The organism is Candidatus Propionivibrio aalborgensis (genome assembly GCF_900089945.1).
Lineage (GTDB): Bacteria > Pseudomonadota > Gammaproteobacteria > Burkholderiales > Rhodocyclaceae > Propionivibrio > Propionivibrio aalborgensis.
Genome location: NZ_FLQY01000119.1, coordinates 1 through 2453, shown reverse-complemented (window position 1 = coordinate 2453; position 2453 = coordinate 1). Strand labels below are relative to the sequence as shown.

At 58.1% G+C, this 2453-nt stretch carries 3 protein-coding genes; all 3 read left to right on the top strand.

Annotated elements, in window-relative coordinates:
- Window positions 1-287 (top strand): hypothetical protein (locus tag PROAA_RS18855; protein WP_222102147.1); only part of this gene is annotated, 287 nt, incomplete at its 5' end.
- Between the two features lie 291 nt (window positions 288-578).
- On the top strand, window positions 579-1199 hold the full coding sequence (locus PROAA_RS07320; RefSeq protein ID WP_186410717.1) for an MEDS domain-containing protein: 621 nt from the start codon (window positions 579-581) through the stop codon (window positions 1197-1199).
- 20 nt (window positions 1200-1219) lie between these two features.
- Window positions 1220-2453 (top strand): ATP-binding protein (locus PROAA_RS07315; protein WP_245664202.1); only part of this gene is annotated, 1234 nt, incomplete at its 3' end.

The following is a 2453-nucleotide window of genomic DNA, read 5'->3' as shown; positions in this document are numbered from 1 at the left end:
ATCAATGGCTGGGTGTGGTTTCGGGAAGGAAGAGTATCGCTGACCCGCGCACCCGGGTCAAACGCGAGGAGCTGACCATGCGCAAAACACATGACAGCCTACTTTCCCTGTTTGAATCAAGGGCGCATCTTGGAAAAGCAGTCTCAAGCGTCCATCATGCATGCGGTACCGTCGGCTCGATTCTTGCGGCTGGCTGCGAATTTTGGATTGCGCAAACAACAGTGGGCAATGCATTTCATGGAGTGACGTTCGGTGAACGATCCGAGCCAGCAGCCGACCCACCCTAGGGTAAGGAAACCAAGTATCGAACACCGCAGCCTTGGCCAAATGACGCGCACATGGCTGTTCGCGGTTCTTGATGGCGCCTGTCCCTCTCAGGCTCAAGACGGCGCCGGCCCGACACCACTGCCGCTGATCCATCCGGAAGCCACTGTCGCGCGCGTATGCGGGCTATCCCACGTGTAACGGTAGGCGTATATTGAATCTTCCGGCTGCGGTGAAAGGTTTTGCGCAGAGGTGCCTTTTCGACAGATCTGTCGGTTTCGCCACCTTTTTTGATTTTTTGAGTAGGAATTGTCATGCCGCACGAACAGCACATGATTTCTCTCGGGTTCACCGATCAGATCTTTCCAGCAGGCACGCACATGTGCCAGATTTTCAGCGAGGATGAGGATCGGCTGGACGCTCTACTCAAGTTTCTCAGTAGCGGTCTTGAGGCCGGAGAGCGAACGGCCTGCTTCACTCAAAAACTTGATCAGGACCAATTGACCAAGCAACTGGCTGGTAAGGGCTTTCCGTGCAAGAAGCTGGCGGAGTCAGGCGCGTTTTCGATGGCCGAAAACCGCGAAGCTTATTTTCCGGACGGTCGCTTCGACCCGGATCGCATGCTTGAGTTGCTTCGGCGGTTCCACGAGGCCTCCGTCGCCGGCGGATTTACTGCGGCGCGGGTCATCGGCGAGATGAGCGAGGATATCCAGCATATTCCAGGTGGGTCGCGCCTGCTGGAATATGAATCTCGCGTAAGCATGCTGCTGAAGGAGGTTCCGATAACTACAGTCTGTCAGTACAACGCCAACACATTTGACGGCGCAACGATAATGCAGGTTCTGAAGGTCCATCCCATGATGCTGATTCGCGGCACCGTCGTGCACAATCCGTACTACGTTCCGGCCGAGGAATTCTTGGCACATCTGAGTTGATCGGCAGGGGCCCGTTGATCGTGGCCGCGGAGGCTGACGCCCGAGTTCTTGGACAGCTCCTGCTGACGCAAAGCGTAGTCACGTCGCTGCCGGATGGCGCCATCATTCCGTTCGTGCTCGCAGGGCTCGCAGACGTGCCGGGGGTCAGCAAGGTCGAGTTGCATGAGTTTTCTACCGACAAGCCGCCATTCGGCTTTCCGTTGGTGGCGCGCTCCGTGAACTATGGAACGCTGGAATTCAGCGTCGCGAATGCCGCTGACTTCACGCCATATCTTGACCATATCCGAAATTTTGCCTTCATGCTGGCGGTCATCCTCGATGAGCGCCGCCAGCGGCAAGTCATTGAGCGTCATGGTCAGCAGCTTGAACGGCAGGTGATGCAGCGGACTTTCGAGCTCGAACAACACCGCCAGCACCTCGAAGAAGTAGTCGCCGCAAGGACCGCTGAACTCAGGGAAGCCAAAACCGTCGCTGAAGCCGCCAACATTGCCAAGAGCGCATTTCTGGCCAACATGAGTCACGAAATCCGCACGCCGATGAACGCCATCGTCGGCATGGCCAATCTTCTGCGGCGCGGTGATCTCACACCGCAGCAGACCGAACGACTCGATACCATCGACAGTTCATCCCGGCACCTGCTGTCGATCATCAACGACATCCTGGATCTTTCGAAGATCGAGGCCGGGAAATTCGTCCTGGAAGAAGCGCCGGTGAGTCTCACCAATCTGTTGGGCAATCTCACGTCCATACTGTCCGAACGCGTCAGGGCCAAAGGCCTGATCCTGCGAGTCAAAACCGTGACTTTCCCGCCCAATCTGCAGGGCGATCAGACGCGCCTGCAGCAGGCTCTGCTCAACTATGCCACCAACGCGATCAAGTTCACCGAAACCGGTGACGTGACTCTGCATCTCAGCCTGCAGGAGGAGGATGCAGAGTCCGTACTTGTACGTTTCGCGGTGGAGGATACCGGTATCGGTATTGCGCCCGAGACATTGCCCCGGCTGTTCGGCGCCTTCGAACAGGCCGACAATTCGACTACGCGCAAGTATGGCGGTACCGGGCTGGGGCTGGCCATCACGCGGCGGCTCGCCGAACAGATGGGCGGCGAGGCTGGCGTCGAGAGCACGCCGGGTGTGGGGAGCACCTTCTGGTTCACAGCACGTCTGAAGAAGGGTGCCGAAGCGATGATCCCGCCACAGGCAGACCCCGCCGATTTCGAGATGGCGCTGCGGCAACGCCATGCGGGGAAGCGCA